Annotated in this window: 20 protein-coding genes; 12 read left to right on the forward strand and 8 right to left on the reverse strand. The window is 71.0% G+C overall.

From position 1 onward, the window contains the following. Positions 1–67: 67 nt before the first annotated feature. Both ku (AB4Z01_RS17020) and AB4Z01_RS17025 read left to right on the forward strand, forming a co-directional pair. A complete protein-coding gene (ku, locus tag AB4Z01_RS17020; RefSeq protein ID WP_441695679.1) occupies positions 68–964 on the forward strand; it encodes a non-homologous end joining protein Ku in 897 nt (298 codons plus the stop codon). Between the two features lie 256 nt (positions 965–1220). After that, a complete protein-coding gene (locus AB4Z01_RS17025; protein ID WP_441695681.1) occupies positions 1221–1871 on the forward strand; it encodes a hypothetical protein in 651 nt (216 codons plus the stop codon). Positions 1872–2105: 234 nt separating this feature from the next. Here the strand turns inward: AB4Z01_RS17025 and ku (AB4Z01_RS17030) are convergent, their stop codons facing one another. The 3 genes from ku (AB4Z01_RS17030) to AB4Z01_RS17040 form a co-directional block, all read right to left on the reverse strand. Beyond that, the gene (gene ku, locus AB4Z01_RS17030; RefSeq protein WP_441695683.1) at positions 2106–2903 is read right to left on the reverse strand and encodes a non-homologous end joining protein Ku; all 798 of its coding nucleotides are present in this window, start codon (positions 2901–2903) and stop codon (positions 2106–2108) included. 79 nt (positions 2904–2982) lie between these two features. Further along, positions 2983–3462: a MucR family transcriptional regulator gene (locus tag AB4Z01_RS17035; protein WP_441695685.1), complete on the reverse strand. Its 480-nt coding sequence runs from the start codon at positions 3460–3462 to the stop codon at positions 2983–2985. Between the two features lie 227 nt (positions 3463–3689). Continuing rightward, a complete protein-coding gene (locus AB4Z01_RS17040) occupies positions 3690–5525 on the reverse strand; it encodes a calcium-binding protein (protein ID WP_441695686.1) in 1836 nt (611 codons plus the stop codon). 247 nt (positions 5526–5772) lie between these two features. Here AB4Z01_RS17040 and AB4Z01_RS17045 point away from each other — a divergent pair, with 247 nt between their 5' ends. Genes AB4Z01_RS17045 through AB4Z01_RS17055 form a run of 3 tightly spaced genes read left to right on the forward strand, consistent with a single transcriptional unit; the run spans position 5773 to position 10612 of the window. Further along, positions 5773–6837 (forward strand): dienelactone hydrolase family protein, encoded by a 1065-nt coding sequence (locus AB4Z01_RS17045; RefSeq protein ID WP_441695688.1) that lies wholly within the window; start codon positions 5773–5775, stop codon positions 6835–6837. After that, on the forward strand, positions 6837–9089 hold the full coding sequence (locus tag AB4Z01_RS17050; RefSeq protein ID WP_441695689.1) for a penicillin acylase family protein: 2253 nt from the start codon (positions 6837–6839) through the stop codon (positions 9087–9089). Before AB4Z01_RS17045 ends, AB4Z01_RS17050 begins: the two co-directional genes overlap by 1 nt. Further along, positions 9086–10612: a GH3 family domain-containing protein gene (locus tag AB4Z01_RS17055; protein ID WP_441695691.1), complete on the forward strand. Its 1527-nt coding sequence runs from the start codon at positions 9086–9088 to the stop codon at positions 10610–10612. The genes AB4Z01_RS17050 and AB4Z01_RS17055 overlap by 4 nt, the downstream gene beginning before the upstream one ends. Here the strand turns inward: AB4Z01_RS17055 and AB4Z01_RS17060 are convergent. Continuing rightward, entirely contained in the window at positions 10537–11280 is a 744-nt protein-coding gene (locus AB4Z01_RS17060; protein ID WP_441695693.1) for an SOS response-associated peptidase, read from the reverse strand. The genes AB4Z01_RS17055 and AB4Z01_RS17060 overlap by 76 nt on opposite strands. Further along, entirely contained in the window at positions 11280–11879 is a 600-nt protein-coding gene (locus AB4Z01_RS17065) for a YIP1 family protein (RefSeq protein ID WP_441695695.1), read from the reverse strand. Before AB4Z01_RS17065 ends, AB4Z01_RS17060 begins: the two co-directional genes overlap by 1 nt. A 141-nt stretch (positions 11880–12020) precedes the next feature. Here AB4Z01_RS17065 and AB4Z01_RS17070 point away from each other — a divergent pair, with 141 nt between their 5' ends. Beyond that, complete coding sequence (locus AB4Z01_RS17070) at positions 12021–13313, forward strand: class I SAM-dependent RNA methyltransferase (RefSeq protein ID WP_441695696.1); 1293 nt, start codon at positions 12021–12023, stop codon at positions 13311–13313. Here the strand turns inward: AB4Z01_RS17070 and AB4Z01_RS17075 are convergent, their stop codons facing one another. Beyond that, entirely contained in the window at positions 13314–14303 is a 990-nt protein-coding gene (locus AB4Z01_RS17075; RefSeq protein WP_441695698.1) for an adenosine kinase, read from the reverse strand. It abuts the gene before it with no gap. Between the two features lie 53 nt (positions 14304–14356). After that, positions 14357–15088, reverse strand: a complete 732-nt coding sequence (locus tag AB4Z01_RS17080; protein WP_441695699.1) for a DUF6058 family natural product biosynthesis protein — start codon at positions 15086–15088, stop codon at positions 14357–14359. A gap of 84 nt (positions 15089–15172) precedes the next feature. Between AB4Z01_RS17080 and AB4Z01_RS17085 the strand changes: the two genes are divergently transcribed. From AB4Z01_RS17085 to AB4Z01_RS17110, 6 genes are all read left to right on the forward strand, one after another. Further along, positions 15173–15871, forward strand: a complete 699-nt coding sequence (locus AB4Z01_RS17085) for an ArsR/SmtB family transcription factor (protein WP_441695701.1) — start codon at positions 15173–15175, stop codon at positions 15869–15871. 46 nt (positions 15872–15917) lie between these two features. Next, positions 15918–16355: a GFA family protein gene (locus tag AB4Z01_RS17090; RefSeq protein ID WP_441695703.1), complete on the forward strand. Its 438-nt coding sequence runs from the start codon at positions 15918–15920 to the stop codon at positions 16353–16355. A 64-nt stretch (positions 16356–16419) separates the two neighbouring features. Beyond that, positions 16420–17121, forward strand: a complete 702-nt coding sequence (locus AB4Z01_RS17095) for an EI24 domain-containing protein (RefSeq protein WP_441695705.1) — start codon at positions 16420–16422, stop codon at positions 17119–17121. Between the two features lie 281 nt (positions 17122–17402). Beyond that, positions 17403–17951: a bactofilin family protein gene (locus AB4Z01_RS17100; protein WP_441695707.1), complete on the forward strand. Its 549-nt coding sequence runs from the start codon at positions 17403–17405 to the stop codon at positions 17949–17951. Between the two features lie 505 nt (positions 17952–18456). Further along, positions 18457–19407, forward strand: coding sequence for a glucokinase (gene glk, locus AB4Z01_RS17105; protein ID WP_441695708.1), 951 nt, complete (start codon positions 18457–18459; stop codon positions 19405–19407). A 160-nt stretch (positions 19408–19567) separates the two neighbouring features. Then, entirely contained in the window at positions 19568–20752 is a 1185-nt protein-coding gene (locus tag AB4Z01_RS17110; RefSeq protein WP_441695710.1) for an aminotransferase class V-fold PLP-dependent enzyme, read from the forward strand. A gap of 10 nt (positions 20753–20762) precedes the next feature. Here the strand turns inward: AB4Z01_RS17110 and AB4Z01_RS17115 are convergent, their stop codons facing one another. Continuing rightward, complete coding sequence (locus AB4Z01_RS17115; RefSeq protein ID WP_441695712.1) at positions 20763–21179, reverse strand: secondary thiamine-phosphate synthase enzyme YjbQ; 417 nt, start codon at positions 21177–21179, stop codon at positions 20763–20765. Between the last annotated feature and the right edge of the window lie 58 nt (positions 21180–21237).

Below are 21237 nucleotides of genomic sequence, written 5' to 3' on the forward strand. Positions count from 1 at the left end.
TGCGATTCAGGAACCTGACGCGACGCCCGGCCGTTCCTTCCGGGATCGATTCGCTGCCGAGGACGAGATGGCGTCGCGCGCAACCTGGAAAGGCACACTGAAGCTGGGCTTCCTGTCCTGCCCGGTGGGGCTGTACACCGCTGTCGGCGAGGGCGACGAGATCCACTTCAACATGGTCAACCGGCGCAGCGGCCACCGGCTGCGGCGGCTGTTCGTCGATTCCGGCACCGGCAAGCCGGTGGAGCGCGACCAGCAGGTCAAGGGCTACGAGGTCGACACCGACCGCTATGTCGTGCTGACCGAGGAGGAGATCGAGGCGGCGATCCCGGACAGCACCAAGACCATCGAGATCGAGGCCTTCGTGCCGCGCGACCAGGTCGACCGCGTCGCCATCGACCGGCCCTACTACCTGGCGCCGACCGATGCTGTGGGGGCCGAGGCCTTCGCCGTGATCCGGGCGGCCTGCGAGAAGGCCGGGGCGGTCGGCATCGGCCGCACCGTGCTGTTCCGGCGCGACCGGGTGGTGATGCTGTGCCCGGAGGGCCCAGGCTTCCTGGCCAATCTGCTGCATTTCGAATACGAGATGCGCGACGAGGCCCAGGCCTTCGACGACATCCCGAACGTCAAGATCGCCGGCGAGATGCTGGACCTGGCCAAGCACATCATCGGCCAGAAGAAGGGCAGGTTCGAGCCGGACAGGTTCGAGGATCGCTACGAGACGGCGCTGATGGAGCTGATCCGGGCCAAGCAGCGCGGCGAGACGATCAAGGCTCCGCCGGCGCCGAAGCGCGGCCAGGTGATCGACCTGATGGCGGCCCTGCGCGAGAGTGCGGGGGTCGCCGCGAAATCCGGCCGCAAGACTGCGGCGAAATCCAAACCCGCGGCGAAGTCCAAGACCGCCGCCAGGAGCAAGACGAAGAGCAAGGCCCCCACCGCCAGCACCACGCGCCGGAAGGCGAGCTGATCATCGGAAAGAACCGACGCATTTCCTCTCTCACTTGCAAGACCGTTTAAGAACCCCCGATCCGTCATCCCCGCGAAAGCGGGGATCTCGTAACGCTTCGGACTGGAAAGAGATTCCCGCTTTCGCGGGAATGACGGCAAGGGATGGATTGCCATTCTGAAAAGGACCCGCCAGGCGGGAGAGGCAACCCGCTGATTCACCACCAAAAATGCGATCGCTGTAGTATTACCGGCCGTCCATGTTCATGCTGTGTTCCATGGACATGGCGCAATCCGACTCCGACGAGATCAAGCCGACCGATGCCGACATGCATTGGACGGGATGGGCGCTGGATGCGTTGCGCGAGCTGGTCCAGTCCGACCTGCGCACCAAGCGGATGATCGAGCGGCAGCAGGACAGGACGCCCGCGGGGCCGGACACACCGGATTTCGGGCTGACGCAGTCGCGGCTGTCCCGGTCGGTGCGGCTGTCGCTGGCGATGACCGAGCGGATCCGCACCGACTATCTGATGCGCCGGGAAAAGCGCAAAGCATCGGGCGAGCAGGAGCGCCGGCGGCAGCGCCGGGAGCAGGCCGCGGAGGCGGTGGTCCAGGCGGTGACGCGGCCCGACGACGCCGACGACGTCGAGCGCGTGCGGAAGCTGGTGCGGGAGAGGCTGGTCGAGGACGAGATCCTGGACGTGCAGATCGACACGCTGTCGCCGGAGGAGTTCCTGCAGGCGGTGTGCCGCAAGATCGGCCGCCCGCCACGCCCGATCCGGACGCCCCAGGGTATGGATGACGTCGCAGAGTCGGAGGCCGCCGAAGGCCTCGCCGATTGCGAGCCTGCGAAGGATTGGTCTGTCGAGCCGGATGAGTCCGGCGCCGGCCGGCCTGTGCCGGAGCCGCCGAAACCGGACAGCAGCTGAGCGCTGCGTCACCCGCCATGTTTGCCGATCACCAGCCTGCCCAGCCTTCCAGTCTCCCCCTCCCCTTGCGGGAGGGGGTTGGGGGAGGGGTCTGCGCGCGTCCGCGCGCCGATGGCTGAAGGAAGGCTGGACCAAGCGCGGGCCCGCCGGTCCGGGCTGCGGCCCCCCTCCCGCAAGGAGATGGGGAAAATCTATTCCGGAAAGGCGGAGGTCACTCTGAAACGATCCCGCCCCTCATCGCTTCCGCTTGTCGGACTCCAGGCTCTTGCGCAGGGCGGCCATCAGGTCGATGACCTTGCCGGTCTCCTCCTCGGCCTTCGGCTTCGGCGCTTCGACGGTCTTGCCCTTCTTCTTGCGGGCGATGATCTTCCGCAGCGAGGCCTGGACCCGGTCGCCGAGCAGGTCCGCGCTCCAGTCGACCGTCCGCTCCTTGATCACCGACAGGGCCAGCTTCATGGCATCTTTCGGGGGCGCGGCCGGCTTGATGCCGCCGAAGATGTCCTTTTCGTCCCGAACCTCGTCGGCCTGGCGCAGGGTCCAGACGATCATGCCCTTGCCGCGCGGCTCGATCATGACCGGCCGCTCGCGGCGATACAGCACCAGCTTCGACAGCCCGACCATCCCGGTCGCAACCATCGCCTCGCGGATGACGCTGAACGCCTCCTCGCCGACCGGCTCGCTCGGCGACAGGTAATGCGGCCGGTCGCGCCACACCAGGCCGACCTCGGCGCGCGGGACGAAGCGGTCGATATCGAGCGTCCGGGTGGTCTCCAGGGCCACAGCGGAGAACTCGTCATCGGTCAGGACGACATAGTCGTCCTCGCCGACCGGATAGCCGCGCATCTGGTCGTCATCGGCCACCGGCTTGCCGGAGACGCTGTCGACATACTGGCTGACGACGCGGTTGCCGGTCGCCTCGTTCAGCGTGTGGAAGCGCACCCGCTCCGCCTGGGTGACCGCCGGCGTCATCTCCACCGGACAGGTCACCAGGCTGAGCTTGAGATAGCCGGACCAGAAGCTGCGGGCTGCCATCGGCCGTCTCCGCGACGATTTCCCCTGCCGGAGAAAGCGCCGAGGCCGGCCGGCGGTTCCCTGCCGGCCCGGCTTGGTCTTACTTGGCCGCTGCCTTGCGGCCCCGCTTCGCCGGTGCCGGCGGCGGCGCCGGCGGCTCGACCGYGCGGCGGGTGCCGAGGCCGATGCTCTTGGCCAGCGTGCTGCGCTGCTTGGCGTAGTTCGGCGCGACCATCGGATAATCGGCCGCCAGTCCCCAGCGCTCGCGATACTCGTCCGGGCTCATGTTGTAGGCCGCCTGAAGATGCCGCTTCAGCATCTTCAGCTTCTTGCCGTCCTCGAGGCAGACGATGTAGTCGGGCGTCACCGATTTGCGGATCGGCACCGCCGGTTCCGGCCGGCTCTGCACCGGCGTCGAAGGCTTGCCCAGTCCGGTCAGCGCGCCATAGACCTGCTCGATCAGCGCCGGCAGGTCGTTCGGGGCGACACTGTTGTGCGAGACATGAGCAGCCACGATCTGAACGGTGTGCTTCCGCAACTCATCTGTCGGCTTCAAATCATCGGCGACGTCCGCACCCATCTAATCTCTCCTGTGAATGGATTCGAAATAGATATCTCATTCCGGAGATAGGTCCAGACTTATTTGTACAAGTCGAGACGATTAACGCTCGAACAGTTTCGTTGAGCGCGCAGGTTTCGGCCCGGAAAACGCAAGTTCGGGCGCGGCCCGCCGCCCTGATCACGGCGGCGGAAACCAAGGAACGCGGCGCCGGGCGGCGGTTTGCCGCGCCTGGCGCCGCCTCGATTTCACAGCACGAAGTCGGCGGCGACCAAGCCGATGGCGCCGGTCAGCTGGATGTGGAAATCGGAGACGCCGTCGCCGTTGAGATCGCCGGCGATGGTGGTGACGGCGCCGTCGGAGGCGTAGCGCAGCTGGCCGGCGACGCCGGTATAGAGGCTTGTGCCGATGAAGCTGAAGGCCTGGTCGCCGGCGGCGCCGGTGTTGGCGTCGATCGCCGACAGATCGATCTTGTCGGCCTGGACGTGGCTGAAGTCGGTGATCCGGTCGGCATTGGCCCCGACCGGGCTGTCGGCCGCGCCGGCATAGACGAAGCGGTCCGCCCCGGCGCCTCCGGCCAGCGTGTCCTTGCCGCCCGCCCCGGTGAGCACATCGTCGCCGTTCCAGCCCTGCAGCCCATTGGCCCCGCCATTGCCGGTGAGGCTGTCGCTGCCCTGGCTCCCCGACAGGGTCTCGATGCCCTGCAGGTCGTCGCCCTCGGCGTCGCCGCCGGTGTTGGGACCGCCGATCGCGAGGCTGGCCGAGACCCCGACCGCGCTGATGTAGTAGCTGGCCGTGTCGGTGCCGTCGCCGCCGTTCAGGTAGTCTGCCCCAGCGCCGCCGCGGAGCACATCGTTGCCGCCATTGCCGTTGATGAGGTCGGTGCCGGCGCTGCCCGTGACGGTGTCGCCGCCCGAGCCGCCGAAATATTCGAGGCTCTCGACATTGATCGCGGTCATGCCGTCGCTGCCGGTGGCGGAGGTGCCGCTGAAGGTCAGGGTCATCGCCGCGGTCTCGCCGCTGTCATCGACCGAGATCCGGTCGATGCCGGCGCCGCCGTCGATGTGGTCCACCACCGGCCCGGCGGCCACCGCCGCAGCCGGGGCGATGTTGTCGCCGCCGACGAACAGCCGGTCGCCGGGCGACAGCACGTCGTCGCCGGCGCCTCCGTTCAGGATGTCGCTGCCGGCACCGCCGGCAAGGTCGTCATTCCCGGCCCCGCCCGTGATGGTCTCGGCGCCGGAACCGCCGTAATAGCTCAAGGTCTCGACATTGATCGCCGAGATCCCGAGCAGGCCGATGGAGACGCTGGTGCCGACCAGCGCCGCGGTGACGTTCTGGCCGCCCTCGCGATAGTCGATGACCAGCCTGTCGATGCCAGTCCCGCCATCGACCGAGTCCAGGATGCCGGCCTGGATCGTGTCATTGCCGTCGCCGCCCAGCAGCTCGTCATGGGCTCCGTCCTCGGTCGACAGGTCGTAGGGCGCCGTGGAGCCCTGGACGCCGCCGAACAGCTGATCGGCGCCGGCGCCGCCTTCCAGCCGATCCTCGCCGGCACCACCATATTGGATGTCGTCGCCCGTGCCACCCCGGAGGGTATCGACCCCATCGCCGCCGACCAGCCAGTCGGTGCCGGCGCCGCCATCGAGCGTGTCGTCACCCCCGGCGTCGAACAGTCGGTCGTTGCCGTCGAGCCCGGCAAGGATGTCGTTGCCGTCGCCGCCGGAAAGGTCATTCGCGCCAGCCGAGCCGGTCAGCGTGTCGGCGAGGGCCGAGCCCACGAGGTCCTCGACATCGCCGGAGATCAGGTCCCCTTGGGCGTCGCCGCCGGATCCGGCGCCGCCGATGGTGGCGGTCACGCCTGCCGCGCTGCCAAAGTAGCTGACCGTGTCGAAGCCGGCGCCGCCGACCAGAAGATCGGCCCCGGCTCCGCCCCAGAGCGTGTCGTTGCCGTCCTCGCCATAGATCGCATCGGCACCGCCGAGGCCGTGGAGCCCGTCATCGCCGCCGAGACCGTGAATGACGTCGTCGCCGGCCGTGCCGAAGATGACATCGTCGCCGGAGCTTCCCGAGAAAATAGCCATGCCCGATCTCCCAGTCGAAGACGCCAAGCCAATTCTATGACCAAAAGCGGCCATTCAAGGACCGATCGGCCACAAAAGTGGCGGGCCCCGGCCCGAGCGGCTGCTGCTCCACGATAGGCGTCGGCCGGCGGCTTGTCGCCGCAAGAACGGCAGGACTGCGACGCCATGGCCCGGACGGCCGGGCTGGCCGCGCCCGGAAACCCGGTTAAGATCGTCCCGGCCCGCTCGACACGACAGGACCCGATCCATGGTGCAGCACGGTCGAACCCCAGGCATCCGGCGCAGCGCCGCCCTCGCCGCGGCGTTGCTGCTCGGCCTGCTGTCCGCGGCCCGGGCCGAGCCGGCCTTCACCGATCCCTGGCCCGCGGTCGGCGACGCCGCCGGGCGGATCGTGGCGGTGCCGAGCCACAGCCCCTTTGTGCCGTCCGAGATCGGGCCCGAGGCCCCGTCCACCCCGGCGCGCGTCACCTACTACCCGCCCACTGGTGCTGACGCGACGCGGAAGGCGCCGGCCGTGGTGCTGCTGCACGGCGCCGCCGGCATCGACGAGAACCGCGAGCCGACCTATGCCCGACAGCTGGCGGCGATGGGCATCGGCGCCGCCGTGGTCGACGTGTTCGGGGCGCGCCGCGACCTGGCCACCAGCTTCACCGACCGGGTGATCGAGATCACCGAGACCATGGCGTTGGCCGACGCCTACGCCACCCTGGCCTGGCTGAAGGCGCGGCCGGAGATCGACGGCAGCCGGGTCGCGGTGTGGGGCTTCTCCTACGGCGCCATGGCCAGCATCGTCGCCACCAACGCCGCCATCGCCGACCGCTTCGCGGCGCTGTACCGGCTGGGCGACACGCGCTTCGCCGCCCATGTCGCCTTCTACGGCCCCTGCATCATCGGCTTCGAGGAGCCGCGCACCACCGGCGCGCCAGTGCTGATGGCCTGGGGCGACCGCGATGCCATCATGGACCCGGCCGACTGCCAGACCACCGCGGCGACGCTGCGCCAGGGCGGTTCGCAGGTCCGGACCATCACCTATCCCGGCGCCGTGCACCAATGGGACGGCAGCCGCCCGGGACCGCGGCCGATCGGCCGGCTGCTGAACGACTGCGACTTCCAGGTCGAGCGCGACCTGACGGTGCGCGACGGCAATCTCGGCATCGCCATGGGCGGCAGCTTCACCCGCAAGCTGATCCTGGCCAATTGCGTCGGCAGCGAGGGCTATCTGATCGGCCGCGACGACGCCGTGCGGGCCGGGTCGGACCGCGACGTGGCCGCCTTCCTGTCGGCCGCCTTCGGCCTGGCCAAGCGCAGCTGATGCCCGCACTCCTTCGGCTGCTTGCAGCCTTGGCCCCGCTGGTGCCGGCGCTGCGCGCTTTGGCGCCGCAGCCGGTGACGGCGGCCGAGCGGCTGGCCGCCTTCCCGACCGGCGGCCTGCCGCTGTCACGCCCGGTCGACATCCGCTGGAACGGCCACCAGATCCCCTTCGTCGAGGCCGAGACCGACGGCGACCTGGCGGTGGCGCTGGGCCTGGTCCATGCCCATCTGCGCGGCGGCCAGATCGCGCTGATGAAGCGGGTGGCGCAGGGCCGCCTGTCGGAGATCGCCGGGCCGGTGGCGCGCGACATCGACCATGCGCTGCGCATCCTCGACTACGGCCACGCCGCCGACACGGTGATCGACCGCATGCCGGCGGACAGCCGCGCCTTCGCCGAGGCCTTCGTCACCGGCGTCAACGCCTATCACGCGCTGGAGCGGGCGCCGCCGCCGGAATTCGCCCTGCTGGGGCTGCGGCACGAGCCCTACACGCTGCGGGATATGTGGACGATCGGCCGGCTGGCCGGCAGCGACATCAACTGGGTGGCCTATTTCGGCCTGCTGCGCGACCGCGGCACGCCCGGCTTCGCCGAGGCGTGGGCCCGCACGCTGAGGGCCGGCGCCAACGCCGTCACCAGCTTCACCCTCGACAGCCGGCAGGCGGCGCTGGCCACCCTGCTGACCGCGACCGGCCGCACCGGCAGCAACAGCGTCGCCGTGGCCGCGTCGCACAGCGCCACCGGCGGGGCGATGATCGCCAGCGACCCGCATCTGTCGCTGTCGCTGCCCAATCTCTGGCTCGTCGCCGGCATGCGCTCGCCCGGCTACCACATGGCCGGGCTGATGGTGCCGGGCCTGCCCTTCGTCGCGGTCGGCCGCAGCCTGCACCTGGCCTGGGGCGGCACCAACATGCGCGCGGCGTCGAGCGACCTGTACGACGTCAGCGCCCTGCCGGAAGCGGAGATCCAGACCCGCGAGACGGTGATCCGCACCCGGTTCTGGCGGCGCGCCCGGCGCAAGCTCCGCCGGACGCGCTTCGGCCCGATCATCAGCGACGCCAAGGTGGCGCGCAGCCGGCCGGGCGACACCATCGCCCTGCGCTGGATCGGGCATGAGGCGACCGACGAGGTCACCGCCCTGCTGCGCGCCAGCCGCGCCACGACGCCGGAGGCGTTCCGCGCCGCCTTTGCCGGCTTCGGCGTCTCGGCCCAGAACATGCTGGTGGCCGGGGCGGACGGGCGGATCGGCCAGATCATGGCCGCGACCCTGCCGGTCCGCACCCGCTTCCCGCCGGCCGACCCGGTGCTGGATGCCGGCAACCCGGACACCCATTGGCACGGCCTGGTCGATGCCCCGGACCTGCCCTGGACCGCCGACCCGCCGGACGGGGTGCTGGCCACCGCCAACAATCGGCCGACCGACACTGCCTTGCCGGTCGGCTTCTTCTTCTCCGCCGATGAGCGGGTGCGGCGCCTCTATGCCCTGTTGCGCGCCAAGGACCGGCTGACGCCGGAAGATCTGGCGGCGCTGCAGGCCGACACGGTGTCGCCGGATTCCGGCGCCCTGGCCCGGCACCTGGTCGAGGCGATCCGGGCGGCCGGGATCGGCGGCGAGCAACCCGGCTTCCTCGACCGGCTGGCCGGCTGGGATGGCGACTACACCGCCGGATCGGCCGGCGCCCCGGCCTTCGAGGCGCTGCTGCACCACCTGGTGCCGCGGGTCTACGGCGCCGAGACCATCGACGCCATGCCGCGGCTGATGGCGCAGTGGAACGCGATCACCGCCTTCCTCGGCGAGGACCTGGCGGCGCTGGCGCCGGACCGTCGTCGGCAGGTGCTGGCCGAGGCGGTCGGGCTGGCCGCGATCGATGCCGCCCCGATCCCGAGCTGGGGCGAGATGCACCGGATGCGGGTGGCCCATATCCTGGCCGCCCTGCCGGTGCTCGGCCGCTTCTTCGTGTTCGGCGACTACCCGACCGGCGGGTCGCGCGAGACGCCGATGAAGACCGCGCACGGGCTGGTGCGCGGCCGGCACAACGCCAGCTACGGCTCGATGGCCCGGCACGTCGCCGACATGTCCGACCCCGATGCCAGCTGGGTCACGCTGTTCGGCGGCCAGGATGGCTGGCTGGGCAGCGCGGGCCTGACTGACCAGATCCCGCTGTGGCGCGAGCGCCGGTCGATCCACCTGCCGCTGCGGCCCGAGACGGTGGCGCGGGAGTTCCCGACCCTCACCCGCCTGTCGCCGCGATGATCGACGCCACCCCAGCCTTCCGGCTGGCGGCGGCGCTGCGGCGCCGGCGGCTGCAGCGGCTGGATCCGGTGGAGAGCCAGCGCCGCACGCTGCTGCAGCTGCTGCGCCGTGCCGCCGGCACCCGCTTCGGCCGCGACCACGGCTTCGGCCGCATCGCTGACGTCGCCGCCTTCCAGGCGGCGGTGCCATTGCGCCGCTATGAGGAGATGTGGCGCGACTACTGGCAGCCGGCCTTCCCGGTGCTGCAGGATGTGTCCTGGCCCGGCCGCATCCCGTACTTCGCCCTGTCCTCCGGCACCACCAGCGGCAGCTCCAAATACGTGCCGGTCAGCGACGCGATGCGTCGGTCCAACACCCGCGCCGCCTTCGACCTGGCCACCTGGCATCTCGGCGCCCGGCCGGGCAGCCGGATGTTCGGCGGCCGCAGCCTGATGCTGGGCGGCAGCACGACGCTGACCGAGCACACCCCCGGCATCTTCAGCGGCGACCTCAGCGGCATCGCCGCCCGCACCCTGCCGCCCTGGGCCCGGCCCTTCGTCTTCCCGGGACCGGAGCTGGCCCTGCTGACCGACTGGGAGGAGAAGCTGGACCGCATCGCCCGCGGGTCGCTGGAGCTGCCGATCCGCAGCGTCTCCGGCACCACCAGCTGGCTGCTGCCCCTGCTGGAACGGGTGCGCGAGCTGCGCCGGGCCCGCGGCGACGCGCCCGACCCGCCCTATCCGTCGCTCGACCTGCTGGTGCCCGGCGGCGTCGCCCTGGCGCCCTACCGGCCGCGGCTGGAGCGGCTGATCGCCGGCACCGACGCCGAGATCCGCGAGGCCTATGCCGCCAGCGAGGGCTTCATCGCGCTGCAGGACGGCCGCGTAGGCGAGGGTCTGCGGCTGAGCCTCGACCACGGGCTGTTCCTGGAGTTCGTGCCGGTCGAGGAGGTCGGCTCATCCCGGCCGACCCGGCACTGGATCGCCGATGCCGAGCCTGACGTGAACTACGCGGTGGTGGTGACCAGCTGCGCCGGCCTGTGGGCCTATGTGCTGGGCGACACGGTGCGGCTGGTCGGCCGCGACCCGCCGCGCATCCTGATCACCGGCCGCACCAGCTACGGCCTGTCGGCCTTCGGCGAGCACCTGATCGCGGAGGAGGTCGAGCGCGCCATCGCCGACGCCGCCGCCACGATCGGCGCCGACATCGCCGATTTCGCGGTGATGGCCGTGTTCCCGGACGAGGCCACGCCGGTCGGTCGCCATCGCTGGTTCGTCGAATTCGCCGAGAGGCCGGGAGAGGCCGATTCCGCCCGCTTCGCCGCCACGCTCGACACGAGGCTGTCGGCCCTGAACGACGACTACGCCGCCCATCGCGCCGGCGGCACCGGCATGGGTCCGCCCGAGGTAGTGGCCATACCGCCCGGCCGTTTCGCCGCCTGGATGAAGTCCCGCGGCCGGCTGGGCGGTCAGAACAAGGTGCCGCGGCTGGTCGCCGACCCTGGGCTTGCGGCCGAGCTGGCGGCGTTCATGGCGGGTTCCTGATGCGCCGCCCGATCCATCAGCGTCGGGTCGTCGTTGCGCACGGCGTTGACTCGGACCGAGACCGGATAGGCCTCGACCGGCAGGTCGGCGGGCGGCGTCAGCAGGGCCTGCAGCTGCGCCGGCGATGCCGCGTCCTCGCCCAGCCAGGCGGGCCACTGCTCCGGCTCCAGCATCACCGGCATGCGGTGATGGATCGGCCGCAGCCGCTCGATCGCATCGGCGGTGACGATGGTGAAGGTCCGCACCCACTCCTCCGACTGCGGGTCCTTCCAACCCTCCCACAGCCCGGCGAAGAGCATCGGCCGGCCGTCCAGGCGGCGGACGAAATGCGGCGTGCGGTCCGGCGCCCATTCGTAGAAGCCGTCGGCCGGGACCAGGCAGCGCCGGGCCTGGAACGCCTTGGCGAAGCTGCGCCGCTCGGCCAGGGTCTCGGAGCGCGCGTTGATCAGCTTGGCGCCGCCCTTGAGGTCCTTCTCCCAGCTTGGCACCAGACCCCAGCGCAGCAGGTCGATCGCCCGCCGCCCGGTCTTGGGGTTGAACCGGACCACCGCGAGATCCTGGGTCGGCGCCGCGTTGTAGCGAGCCGGGATGTTCGGGACCGGACCTTCGGCGCCGACGATCGTGGCCAGCTCCTCCGGCGGCAGCTTATGGACGAACCGTCCGCACATCAGGCCGGCACCGGCAGCACATAGGGCCCGAGCAGCAGGCCGAACAACAGCATCAGCACCACCAGGGTCACCAGCGTCAGGCCGAAATGAGCGCCACGCTGGTCCTGCGGCACGCGCAGCACCAGCCCGGTGCCGCGATAGAGGATCGTCAGCGCGTAGCCGATCGCCAGCAGCACCAGCAGCACAGCGGCGGCGCCGGACAGCACCAGCTGCACGCCGGGGCCCAGCATCTCCGCGACGTAGACCGGCGTCATCGCCAGCGCCACCAGGACGAAGGCGGCATCGAAGTTGGCGATGGCGCCGAACATGCCGGCATAGAAGCGGATCACGGCGGCCATGACGAACAGCCCCGCCAGGTTCACCGCCACCCGTACCGCCAGGAACAGCACCAGCAGGCCGATCGGCGTTTCCACGTCGGAGACCGAGAGCAGCAGCGCCAGCAGCAGGAAGGCGCCGATCGAGGTCAAGATCAGCACCGGCAGGGCATGCTCGCGCACCACGATGCGCCAGCCCGGCGCCGGCACCCCATGGGCGGCCAGCGTGGCATCGGGTTCGAACAGCATGCCGCGCACGCGGCCCACCACAGCGGCGAGATCCAAAACCCGTCTCCAGCACGTCGTCGCGGTCCACAGGACCGTCCCCCTATGTGAGGGGATATGGCCCTGCCCCCGAGGGGCATGCAACCCCGCGCCTTGCAAGGCCGGGCCGCGCATGCCATGCCTGCCACGATGAAGCGGCAGATGCGACGGAGCAAGCCCGCGGCCCCAGGGTCGCGGCGTGAGATCGAACTGGTGGTCGAGCGTCTGGGCGGCGGCGGCGACGGTATCGGCATGGTCGACGACCTGCGCGTCTACGTGCCCTTCGCCGCGCCCGGCGACCGGGTGCGTGCCCGGCTGGGCCGGCCGGACGGCCAAGCCTATCGCGGCGAGTTCATCGAGCTGGTGCAGCCCGGCCCGAATCATCGCGAGCCGCCCTGCCCGCATTTCGGACCCTGCGGCGGCTGCCAGGTGCAGCATCTGGCACCGCCCGTCTATACCGAGTGGAAGCGCAGCCTGCTGGCCGGCGCCCTGGCCCGCGCCGGGCTGGAGACCGAGGTGGCGGCGCTGGTCGAGACCCCGCCGCGCAGCCGCCGCCGGGCCAGCCTGGCGGCGCGGCACGGCCGGTCGGGCGTGTTCCTGGGCTTCAACGAGGCGGGGTCAAGCCGGATCGTCGACCTGACCGACTGCGTGGTTATGCGGCCGGAGATCACGGCCCTGCTGCCGCCGCTGCGCGCGGTGCTGGCCGCGATCCTGCCGGAGAATGGCGGCGCCGACCTCGCCGTCACCCTGCTGGATGACGGCATCGACCTGGTGGTCGTGGCCGAGGCGGCGCTGGACCTGAAGCGGCGGGAAATGCTGGCCGAATTCGCCGCGGCGCAGGACCTGGCGCGGCTGTCCTGGCGCGGCCCCGACGGCTTAACCGACCCGGTGGCACATCGCCGGGCCGGGGTGGTGCATTTCGACGAGGTGCCGGTGACGATGCCGCCCGGCGGCTTCCTGCAGGCCAGTGCCGAGGGCGAGGCGGCGCTGACCCGTCTGGTGCGTGACGGCGTCGGCCCGGCCAAGCGGATCGCCGACCTGTTCTGCGGTGCCGGCACCTTCGCCTTGCCGCTGGCGCGCAGCGCCCAGGTGACGGCGATCGACGGCGAGGGTGCATCGGTTGAGGCGCTGGCCTCCGCTGCCCGGCGCGGCGGCCGGGGCGAGCGGATCACGGCGCAACGGCGCGACCTGTTCCGCCAGCCGCTGACCGCGGCGGAGCTGCGCGGCTTCGACGCCGTGGTGTTCGACCCGCCGCGGGCCGGCGCACGCGACCAAGCCGAGGCCCTGGCGGCCTCGACCGTGCCGGTGGTGGTCGCCGTGTCCTGCAACCCGTCCAGCCTGGCGCGCGACGCCCGGACCCTGGTCGATGGCGGCTACCGGCTGGAACGGGCGACGCCGGTCGACCAATTCCTGTGGTCGCCGCACCTCGAGGCGGTGGCAGTGTTCCGGCGCTGATCAGCCGATCAGGCTGCGCAGCGGCACCAGCGGGCGCGGGCCGACATGGCTGATCACCTCAGCCGCGGCGATGCTGCCGATGCGGCCGCTCTCGGCCAGGCCGAGCCCGCGGGTGAAGCCGTAGAGGAAGCCGGAGGCGTAAAGGTCGCCGGCGCCGGTGGTGTCGACCAGCTGGACCAGCGGCGCGGCCTCGACCAGGACGGTCTCGGCTTCGGTCACGATCACCGAGCCCTTCTCGCTGCGGGTGATCGCCGCGACCTCGCAGCGGCCGCGCACCGCGGCGACGGCGGCGTCGAAATCGTCCACCTGATACAGCGCCTTGATCTCCGCCTCATTGGCGAACAGCACGTCGACATGGCCTTCGATCAGCGACAGGAAGCTGTCGCGGTGCCGTTCGACACAGAAGCTGTCCGACAGGGTCAGCGACACCTTGCGGCCGGCGGCATGCGCCACCCGGGCGGCCTTGATGAAGGCTTCCTTCGCCGTCGGCCGGTCCCACAGATAGCCTTCGAGATAGGTCACCTGCGAGTCGGAGATCACCGCCTCGTCGACATCGTCCGGCGTCAGCTCGACGCAGGCGCCGAGATAGGTGTTCATCGTCCGCTGCGCGTCCGGCGTGACAATGATCAGGCTGCGCGCGGTCGGCGGCGTGCCCGCCACCCCGGGGTCGAGCGGCTTCGAATCGAAGTCGACGCCGACGGCGCGGATGTCGTGGCGGTAGACGGCGCCGAGCTGGTCGCCCGTCACCTTGCCGATGAAGGCGGCCTTGCCGCCCAGCGAGGCCAGCCCCGCCGCGGTGTTGCCGGCGGAGCCGCCCGAGGCCTCGAGCCCCGGTCCCATGGCGGCGTAGAGCGCCTCGGCCCGTTCCGCGTCGATCAACGTCATCGCCCCCTTCACCAGGCCGTGCCGGGTGATGAAGGCTTCGTCGTTCTTGGTGATGACATCGACGATGGCGTTGCCGATGCAGGTGGCGTCGTAGCGGGCGCTCATGGGTCTCGCTGATTTGCGGCCAGGGATGCGACCCGCAAGGGGTCCCTGACCCTCTAGGCTGCGGCCGCCGCCGAGTCAACGGGTGCCGCGGGATGGGGCAGGCCGTAGCGGTTGGCAATTCGGTCGATCCACAGCCCCGGCGTGCCGTGCGGCCGTTCATGCGGGGCGAAGGGGGTGAGCACCGCGTCGAGCCGCGCCATCGCCGTCGTGACCTCCGCCGCCTCGGCCGCGGTCAGCGCCGGCTTGGCACCCTCGTCGGTCAGGGCGCGGATGCGGCTGCGCTCGACCAACTTGGTCACCAGATGGGGACCGTCGAAGCGGCGCAGGCAGACGCCATAGGCGCCGCCGAGCCAGTTCTCCTGCCAGATCTCGTCGAGCGCCTTGGCCAAGGCGGCCTCGTCGATCGCGCCGGCGGCGTCGAACAGCCCKGTCCAGCCATGGGTCCGGCCTTCGGAGGCGAGCAGGGCCCGGCGGAAATCGGCGGCGAAGTCCTGCCGCAGCCGGTCCGCCAGCGCGGCCAGCGGCAGGGTCGATTCGGCGGCGCGGCGGGCCCAGGGCAGCACCGCGGCGCCGAACCATTCCTCCGGCTGCGGCGCCAGCGTTTCGCTGCGGATGGCGCTGCGCGCCGCGAGGGACGGGTCGAGGACATAGGTCGGCTGCGGCAGGCAGCGGGCGGCGATCAGCGCGCGCAGCCGGTCCTCGGTCAGCCCCGCGGCCTGCACCAGCGCCGGCGGCGTCAGGCAATGGCGGCGGACATAGTCGAGAATAGCGAAGGTGTCGGTCATGATCGGTCCTCCAGGGTGGTCGTCCCCACTCCACATCCGCACCCGGCCCTTGACCAGCAGAGATAAATCGATCACCATCGAAGTATGAAGGAAGGTCTTGATCTGGCGAGATTATCGTCCCTGATCGGCGACCCCAGCCGGGCGCTGATCCTGTCGGCCCTGTTCGGCGGAGAGGCGTTGCCGGCGGGTGAGCTGGCGTTCCACGCCCGGGTCACGCCGCAGACAGCCTCGAGCCACCTGGCCAAGCTGACCGAGGCCGGGCTGGTCACGGTCGAGCGCATGGGGCGGCACCGCTATTACCGGCTGTCGGGGCCGGAGATCGGCTCTCTCCTGGAGAAGATGATGACGGTCGCCTGGGCCCCGGCGGTCGAGCGGTCGCGCGTGCCGGCGCCGCTGCGCGACGGCCGCATGTGCTACGACCACCTCGCCGGCCGGCTGGGCGTGGCGGTGACCGATGCGATGGTGGCGCAGGGCGTGCTGGCACGGGGCGACGATGCCTTCGCCCTGACCGAGGCCGGGACGGCCTGGCTGGCGGCGCTGGACATCGATGTCGCGGCGCTGCGCGACGGCCGCCGCTCCTTCGCCCGGCACTGCATCGACTGGAGCGAACGCCGGCCGCATCTGGCCGGGGCGTTGGGCGCCGCCGTGGCCGAGCGCTTCGTCGACCGCGGCTGGATCCGGCGCGACCGCGACAGCCGCGCCGTGGCGCTGACCGAGGACGGCCGGGCCGCGCTGGCCCGGATCTTCGGGCCGGAGGTGCTGGAGCAGGCGACCGCCGCCTGACCGCCCTCACCGTTTCCGCGAGGTGAGACCATGGCGGAGGAAGTCGATGTCGGAGGTCACTGATCGCCGCACCGGGGGATGTGGCTGCGGCGCTGTCCGCTACGCCGCCGCGGGCGCGCCGCGGTGGGTGGCGGCTTGCCATTGCCGCGACTGCCGCCGGCTCACCGGCGCGCCCTATTCCGTCTATGCCGGCTTCGAGCGCGTGCAGGTGGGCTGGAGCGGCGAGGCCCCGCAGCGGTTCCAATCCTCGCCCGGTGCCGAGCGTTGCTTCTGCGGCCGCTGCGGCACGTCGCTGGCTTACGAAGGCGCGCGCTGGCCCGGCGAAGTGCATCTGCTGGTGACGACGTTCGACGACCCCGCCGCCCTGCCGCCGCGGGAGCATGCCTATGTCGGCGAGAAGCTGCCTTGGGTACACCTTGCCGACGGCCTGCCGCGCTATCGTACCACCGCCGGCGAGGATGGCCCGATCACAGACGACCAGTAACCCTTGCGCCGTGGACCCTGCCGCCCCAGGTGAACGGCCGCGACATCAACCGTGCCGAATCCCGATGCCGAACGCCTTCCGCCTCGCCCTGCAGCAGATGACGTCCGACCCGGCGATCCGCCGGGTGCTGTGGGTCAGCTTCGCCGCCACCATCGCCCTGGTGCTGACCTTGCCGGCCCTCGCCGGCTGGGGCCTGTCCTTCGTCCACATCGCCAACTGGTCCTGGGTCGACACCACTCTCGACGTGCTGGGCGGCGTCGCCGTGCTGGCGCTCGGCATCCTGCTGTTCCCCGCCATCGTCGGCCTGGTGGCCGGGCTGTTCCTCGATGACGTGGCCGAGGCGGTGGAGGCCCGGCACTATCCTGCCCTGCCACCGCCGCGGCGGCAGCGGATCGGCGAGATCGTGTGGGGCTCGGCCCGCTTCTTCTTTGCCCTGCTGGCGTTCAACCTGGTCGCGGTCGGCATCGTGCTGGTGGTGCCGGGCGTCAACCTGCTGGTGTTCTGGCTGGTGAACGGCTACCTGCTCGGCCGCGAATATTTCGAGCTGGTGGCGGCGCGCCGCTTCGAGCCCGCAGCAGCGCGGGCGCTGTGGCGCGAACGCCAGGGCCGCTTCATCGTCGCCGGGCTGGTGCTGGCCGCGATCCTGCTGATTCCGGTGGTCAACCTGGTGGTGCCGGTGCTGGGGGCCGCCTTCATGACCCATGTCTTCCACCGCGCCGTCGGCGCCGCCGCCGCCCGGGCCCCGGCGGGACGGATGGCCGGATAATTCATTTGACCGAAATGCGGCATAGTTGCTCCTGTGCCGGGAATGGGGCTGGCCGCCACGGGTTGATCGGCGGATAAGCATCCAGCTACAGTCCCGACCCCATCGCCCGATGGGGGCATCCAGCCCGGAACCACAACAAGCAGGGGGACACCCGCGTGTTTCGTCGACGCAACCCCGCTGGCGGAGGATCGGATGGCGGTGCCGAGCGGCAAGGCTATCCGGCTGCCACGGACACGCCCTTAGTTCGGCCCACCGCCCCGACCGCGCCTCAAGGAGAGCCCATGTCGTCCACCGCCAAGCCCGCCACCGGCTACAAGACCGAGCTGCCGCGCCGGGTCGACCTGCCCGGCACCGGCGCGATCGGCGGCGTCCGCCGCCCGGCGGAGTCGTCGGGACCGACCGGCCGCGAATCGCCGCGCAAGCTGATCGTCGGCAGCGAGATCTCGCTGGCCGGCGAGATCACCGCCTGCGACCACCTGGTGGTCGAGGGCCGGATCGAGGCCAAGATCAAGGACTGCCAGACCATCGAGATCGCCGAGCAGGGCGTGTTCAAGGGGTCGGCCGAGATCAGCGACGGCGACATCGCTGGCCGGTTCGAGGGCGACCTGTCGGTCTCCGGCCTGCTGCGCCTGCGCGCCAGCGGCGTCGTCACCGGCACGATCAAGTACGGCGAGTTGCAGGTCGAGACCGGCGGCAAGCTGATCGGCACGCTGCAGCCGCTGGGCGGCGACGCCGGAGCGGCGACGGTCCCGGCCGCGGCGGCGGCCGCCCCGCAGCCCGCCCCGACTCCGCTGTTCGACGACAAGGCCGAGGCCGGCGACGAGCGCTGAGCCTGGGCGCATCGGACCCCATCGCGACCGCGAGCGGCCGGGGCGACCCGGCCGTTTCGCTGTCTGGGCCGATCTTTCGCGGCGATTCGGGGCAATTGCCGGGATCTGAAGGAGGCGAAGGCTGAACCCTCGCGGCTGCCGACGCGTCGTTTGGCCGGCGCACCAAGAAAAAGGGCCGCAGCGAACTGCGGCCCGAGTTTAGGGAGGAAACGCCCAAGAAGTGCGTTACGACAGCAACTCATCGCTGCATGTCGCAATGCACAATTTAGGCAGTTCGCCGGACAAATCAAGAGGAAAATGAATTACCCATGCGGAACAACCACTTAGAACGAACTCGTGCCTAAGATATGTGCAGTTAGCATCAAGTTTGTGCTGCACTGCACACTCCGGCATCGACTCCGCCCCGACGATACACGCCGACTCCCGGCCGGCCGGCCGACGCTTCGGGCTTGCCCCTGGCCGCCGCATGAGGGAAGCATGGTCATCCCGCACCAGCCGGCCCGCCATGCCTGAGCCCCTCGCCCTCATCGCCGATCTCGGCGGCACCAATGCCCGCTTCGCCCTGGCCGATGCCGGCGGCACCCGCGACACCAAGATCCTGCACGGGGCGGACTATCCGACCCTGGCCGACGCCGCCCACGCCTATCTCGACATGGTCAAGCCGGCGACCCCGCCCCGGCAGGCCGCGATCGACGTGGCCAGCCCGGTCACCGGCGACCAGGTGACGCTGACCAACGCCGCCTGGTCGTTCTCGATCTCGGCCCTGAAGCAGGATCTGGGGCTGGAGCGGCTGGAGGTGATCAACGACTTCACCGCCGTCGCCCTGGCGGTGCCCTATCTGGAGGAGGGCGACCGCAGCCCGATCGGCGGCGGCGCGCCGGTGGCGAGCGAGCCGATCGGTGTGCTCGGCCCCGGCACCGGGCTCGGCGTCTCCGGCCTGGTGCCGAGCGGCGGGCGCTGGACCGCCCTGGCCGGCGAGGGCGGGCACGTCACCATGGCGGCCGCGACCGAGCGCGAGGCGGCGGTGCTGGACCGGCTGCGCCACCGCCACCAGCACGTCTCGGCCGAGCGTGTGCTGTCCGGCATGGGGCTGGTCAATCTCTACGAGATGCTGTCGCAGTTGGACGGAATCGACCCGGTGCAGCGTGACGCCGCCGCCGTTACCGAGGGCGCCAAGACCGGCGACCCGCATTGCGCCGAGGCGGTGGCGATGTTCGCCTCGATGCTCGGCACCGTCGCCGGCAACCTGGCGCTGACGCTGGGATCGCGCGGCGGCATCTACATCGCCGGCGGCATCGTGCCGAAGCTCGGGCCGCTGTTCGACGACGCGCTGTTCCGCCAGCGCTTCGAGGCCAAGGGCCGGATGCGCAGCTTCGTCGTCGGCATCCCGACCTATCTCGTCACCCACCCGCTGCCGGCCTTCCTCGGGCTTCGCTCGGTGCTGGGCCTGACCTGAGAGACGGCCCGCAAATGCTACTGGCGTGGCCGTCTGATGGCGGTTTCTCCGCTTCCGGTGCTCACGCACCAAACGTGCGCTGCGCTCCGGTTCTCGAAACCACCACCAGCCGACTCGCGCCAGCGCATTTCCGAACCGTCTCTGCGACCCGGAGGCACCGATGACGCTCGATCTCGGCCGGCTGCGCGCCGACACGCCGGGCTGCGCCCGGGTGCTGCATCTCGACAATGCCGGCTCGGCCCTGCCGCCCGCCCCGGTGCTGGACGCGATGCTGGACCATCTGCGGCGGGAGTCGGAGATCGGCGGCTATGCCGCCGCGGCCGAGGCCGAGCCGCGGCTGGAGGCCGCCTATGTCTCGGTCGCCCGGCTGATCGGCGCCGATCCGGCCGAGATCGCGATGATGGAGAACGCGACGCGGGCCTGGGACATGGTGTTCTACGGCCTGCCGTTCCGGCCGGGCGACCGGATCCTGACCGCCAAGGCCGAATACGCCTCCAACACCATCTCGTACCTGCAGGTGGCGCAGCGTACCGGCGCGGTGGTCGAGGTGGTGCCCGACGACGACGCCGGCCAGCTCGACGTCGCGGCGCTGGAGCGGGCGGTGACGGCGACCGATCGGGGCCCGGCACGGCTGATCGCGGTCAGCCACATCCCGACCAATGGCGGGCTGGTGAATCCCGCGGCGGCGATCGGCAAGATCGCACGCGCGCATAGCATCCCCTATCTGCTCGACGCCTGTCAATCGGTCGGCCAGATGCCGGTCGATGTCGAGGCGATCGGCTGCGACATGCTGTCGGCCACCGCCCGCAAGTTCCTGCGCGGCCCGCGCGCGGTCGGCTTCCTCTACGTCCGGCGGTCGATGCTGGACCGGATCGACCCGCCCTTCCTCGACCTCTATGCGGCGGAGATGGTTTCGCCTGACCGTTACGTGATGCGCCCGGACGCCCGTCGTTTCGAGAATTTCGAGCGCAATTTCACCGGCATCCTCGGCATGGGCGCCGCGGTCGACTACGCCCTCGCGCACGGCCTGGACGCCATCCGCGACCGCGACCGCGCGCTGGCGGACCGGCTGCGCGGCAGCCTGTCGGCCCTGCCCGGCGTCACCGTGCGCGACAAGGGCGCCGAGCGCTCGGCGATCGTCAGCTTCACCAAGGCCGATGAGCCGGCCGAGGCGCTGCACCAGCGGCTGCGCGCGGCCGGCATCAACACCAGTGTCACCCGCCGCCGCTCGACCATGTTCGACATGACCGACCGCGGGCTGGACGCCATGCTGCGGGCCTCGCCGCACTACTACAACAGCGAGGCCGAGATCGACCGGTTCGTTGAGGCAGTCGGCCGGGGCTGACGGCCGGGCGCTACTCCCCCAGCAGATGCAGCACGATCTCGCGCCGATGCGGCCGGCGGCGATGCTCGAATAGGTAGATCCCCTGCCAGGTGCCGAGCGCGAGCCGCCCGGACACGACTGGGATCGATAGCTGCACCTGGGTCAGCGCCGTGCGGATATGGGCCGGCATGTCGTCCGGCCCCTCGGAATCATGGATGTAACCATCGCCCTCCGGCGCGATCCGCTCGAAATAGGCCTCCAGGTCGGCCCGGACATCCGGATCGGCATTCTCCTGGATCAGCAGCGAGGCCGAGGTGTGCCGGCAGAACACGGTGAGGAGGCCGGTGCCGATCCGCTGCGCCTCGACCCAGCGCCGGATCTCTGCCGTGATCTCGACCAGCCCCTTGCCGCGGGTGGTCAGCTGGAGGGTGTGGAGGAACTGCTGCATCGGCCCACCATGCGTTGAGCGGTGTCCCGGATCAACGGCAGCGACGGGATGGCGGATC

Source organism: Inquilinus sp. YAF38, from assembly GCF_052113205.1.
In the GTDB taxonomy this organism is placed as follows: Bacteria; Pseudomonadota; Alphaproteobacteria; order DSM-16000; family Inquilinaceae; genus Inquilinus.